Origin of the sequence: Streptomyces adelaidensis (genome assembly GCF_016598475.1) — a bacterium.
Taxonomy (GTDB): domain Bacteria; phylum Actinomycetota; class Actinomycetes; order Streptomycetales; family Streptomycetaceae; genus Streptomyces; species Streptomyces adelaidensis.
Window position 1 is genome coordinate 1 of sequence record NZ_JAEMUX010000191.1, and the last position, 3,398, is coordinate 3,398.

Annotated in this window: 4 protein-coding genes; all 4 read right to left on the bottom strand. The window is 69.7% G+C overall.

Annotated elements, in window-relative coordinates; translation table 11 throughout:
• Nucleotides 1-12: 12 nt before the first annotated feature.
• Nucleotides 13-2,109: a recombinase family protein gene (locus I8N67_RS41105; RefSeq protein WP_234047086.1), complete on the bottom strand. Its 2,097-nt coding sequence runs from the start codon at nt 2,107-2,109 to the stop codon at nt 13-15.
• A gap of 33 nt (nt 2,110-2,142) precedes the next feature.
• Nucleotides 2,143-2,439, bottom strand: a complete 297-nt coding sequence (locus tag I8N67_RS41110) for a hypothetical protein (RefSeq protein ID WP_200309418.1) — start codon at nt 2,437-2,439, stop codon at nt 2,143-2,145.
• On the bottom strand, nt 2,399-2,968 hold the full coding sequence (locus tag I8N67_RS41115) for a helix-turn-helix domain-containing protein (protein WP_234047087.1): 570 nt from the start codon (nt 2,966-2,968) through the stop codon (nt 2,399-2,401). Before I8N67_RS41115 ends, I8N67_RS41110 begins: the two co-directional genes overlap by 41 nt.
• Before the next feature lie 122 nt (nt 2,969-3,090).
• Nucleotides 3,091-3,398: DUF5372 family protein (locus I8N67_RS41120; RefSeq protein ID WP_234047088.1), on the bottom strand; the 308-nt coding region annotated here is incomplete at its 5' end.

Sequence of the window (3,398 nt, forward strand, 5' to 3'; positions counted from 1 at the left end):
AAACCTCGTGCTTCATACTGCGCCTCCTTGGGCTGATTCGGTGGGTGTTCCAGCTGGTGCTGGTCGTGGTCCCGGTGGCCGTCCGATCCTGGGCCGGGCGAGGTCGGGTGGCGGCGGGAAGTAGAAATACTCGCCCTTGTCGTTGGCGACGCGGCCGGTCAGCAGGCCGTTGTTCCGCCAGGTCTGGACGGTGTTCATGCCGATGCCGAGCCGTCGGGCGATCTCGCGCAGGCTCAACATGCCCTGGTCCACGAGTCGTTGGGGGTGGCTGCGCAGGCCGTACCTGTTCCGGATGTGGCGGACGATCGTGGGCCGGAGGGCGTGTCCGGTGCCGCTGACGTGGCCGCGTTCGGTGAGGATGGCGGCGATCTGGCCGTCGGTGTGGTCGTCGAGGAGTTCGTCGATGGCGGCGACGACCTCGGGCGGGGTCTGCCGGATCTGCCAGGAGGCGAGCGGGACGGGCATGGCCAGGGTGTGCTCCTGGCCGCCGGTGAGACGGACGTGGACGGTGATCTGGTCGGCCCGGACCAGGGTGACGTCCGTGACCAGCAGTCTGACCAGGCGCTTCCGTTCCCGCATCGGGGTGTCAGGGTCGTTCCAGAGGGCGGGGAAGTCTCCGGCGAGGGCGGTGATCCGGGCCCGCTGGGCGTCGTCGAGGACACCTCCACCGTCGTCTCTGGCGCTCTCGTAGGTTTCGCGGACCTGGGTGAGTTCACGCAGGGCGGTGTTCCAGTCGGCTTCCAGACTGCCTGCGACGAGCCGGTTGTCAGGATCGACGGCAAGGTAACGTCGGCGGGCCAAGTCGACCTGGTACTGGGCCCGTTCGACGCCGGCGGCCCGCAGCAGTTCGGCCTCGTCGGCGCGGGCGGCGAGTTCGTCGGCGACCGCGAGAGCGGCGGTGAGCGAGTGGGGAGTCAGTGCCTCGATGAGGAGACGACCGACCGCGTTGTCGACGCCGGCGCCGTGCACGCGCTGACAGATGGGGTTGCCATACTCGATGCCCTTGGCCTGGCAGACGTACTCCGGCTCCAGGCCGTGTTTGCGCTGGTGGTAACGCACGGTCATCCGGCGTCCGCAGATCCCGCACAGGGTCATGCCCTGGAGCAGGGCCGGGCCCTCGCGGGGCGGTCCGTGGCGGCGGTCCTTGCCATGGGCGACGGCGTTCGCGGTCAGTCTGGCCTCATTGGCCTCGTACTTGTCGAAGGAGATGTAGCCGACGTGGGCGTCGGGAAAGAGCGCGATCCACTGCTCGCGTGGCTGCAACGCCGGTGCGCTCTTCCCGCTCGCTGTGGGTTTGTGCTGGTGGCGGCCATAGACGAAGGCCCCGGCATAGCGCGGGTTGTGCAGGATCTGCAGCACCCTGGAGTGCGCGATCGGCCCCCAGACGACCTTGCCCTTGTCCGGGCCGGACTGGATCCGCCGCGGAAGAGTGAGGCGGTCGTGGTTGAACGCCTTGACCACGCCGGTGGCCGAGCCGGTGGTGTCGAACAGCGTGAACACGGTGCGGATCGCCTGCTGGATCGCGGCATCCGGGTCGAGGACGACCTTGCCGGCGCCGTCGTAGACCAGGCCGATCGGCAGCGGCTGGACCAGTTCCCCGCGCCGGGCCTTGGACAGCTGACCACCCCGAAGCCGCGCCTTGAGCAGGTGCAGCTCCGCCTCGGACATAGTCCCCTTGAGTCCGAGCAGCAGGCGGTCGTTGAAGTCGCAGGGGTCATAGAGGCCGTCCTCGTCCAGGATCAAAGTGCCGGACATCGCGCTGATCTCCAGCAGCCGGTGCCAGTCGGTGCTGTTGCGCGCGAGGCGGGAGACTTCCAGGCCGAGGACGATCCCGGCGTGTCCCATGCCGACCTCGGTGACCAGCCGCTGGAAGCCCTCGCGGTCCGCGGCCGTGGCGCCGGACTGGCCCTGGTCGGTGTCGATGACGTGGATCCGGTCGGCCGGCCACCCCAGCGCGATCGCCCGCTCCTTCAGCCCGTACTGCCGCACCGTTGACTCGGTGTTGTTCAGAACCTGCTTGAGCGAGCTCTGCCGGACATACAGGTAGGCGTCTCTGGCGAGGTGGGAGGCCGTCACCTTGGCGGCCGGACCGAACAACTGGTCATTCAACAACGTTGCCGCGCCTTCTCATGTCGCCGTGGATCAGGGGGAGTTGGCGTGGGCCCAGACCATCCGGGACCACACCTGGATGACCTCCGCGTCCAGCGTGGTGGCCACCGCACCGGCGGCCGGCGGGCCCGGGCTCCTCGTCCTCGGAGCTGCCGCGGCGGCCAGTGAAGCGGCCACCTTCAGATACGCGGCCATGCCGCGGGCGACGAGCACGCCCAGCCCGCCCCGGCGCCCGCCGCGGCCCGCGCTCTCGCGCAGCCGCTCGTACTCGGTGACGCCCGCCGCGGCGTCACCGCCTGTGGCAGCAGCGGGATATGGGCTCGTCCTCACCGGCGCTTTCCGGCTCGCGCCGCCGGGACAGAGCGCGCTCGACCGACCGGGGGTGGACGCTGAAGCCGAACTCCCCGGCGACCTTCTCGGCGATCTCCTTCGAGGTCAGCGCGATGTCGGCGGCCAGCCAGGCGTCGATGTGGTCCATGACCGGCGCGGTCAGCTTGACCGGCCCCTTCGGGCCCGGCTTGCCGGGGACCAGGGCACCCGGACCGCCCACGTCCAGGGCGGCGGCGATCTCATAGAACGCCTGACGGCAGTAGCCGAAGGCACGGGCCGCACGGGCCACAGGCACCTTGTCGACGCGGACACGCCGCACCATCTCGTACTTGACCTGCACCACGTCGCGCGGGTCGCAGAACGGCGAAGCCAGGAACACCTCGTCGGTCACCATCTCCGGATGCGGATTGAGTGATCTCGACGCGGCCAGCACAGCCACCTTCGGATCCTTCGCCGTCACCGCCATCGCGTCCGCCTCCCCTGGCACCAGCCGTGTCACCAGGTTCGCGCCGACACCCGGCCCGGCCAAGACCCCAAGGCAGGCGCGCGGAGGCAAACCACCAGATCAGAAGTGCTCCGGCTGGCTACCTCCGCGCGCCGTCGATCACCCCGGCTGTCCGGCCGGGCGTGGATCAGACGACGGTCACGGCATCATCCTTCCGACGCCCGTACACGGAGAGCGTCGATCAGCCCGGCGGCGGCCAGGAGGTCCTCTACGCGGAACGGGCACCGGCCCGCGGCCATCGTGACGAACGGATCGACCGGGTCGATATCCGTCCAGGCCGCAGGCAGCGACGCCAGCTGCCCGTCCTCGTCCTGGAAGGCGACCCGGTCATCGTCCCAGGTCCGGCGCCGGTCAACGAACGTGAACTCCCGCCCGGACCAGGGATGGAAGGGATGCGTCACCCTCACAACTCCGGGCCGACCGTGCTGATCGGGTGCAGTGGACGACTCGTGAC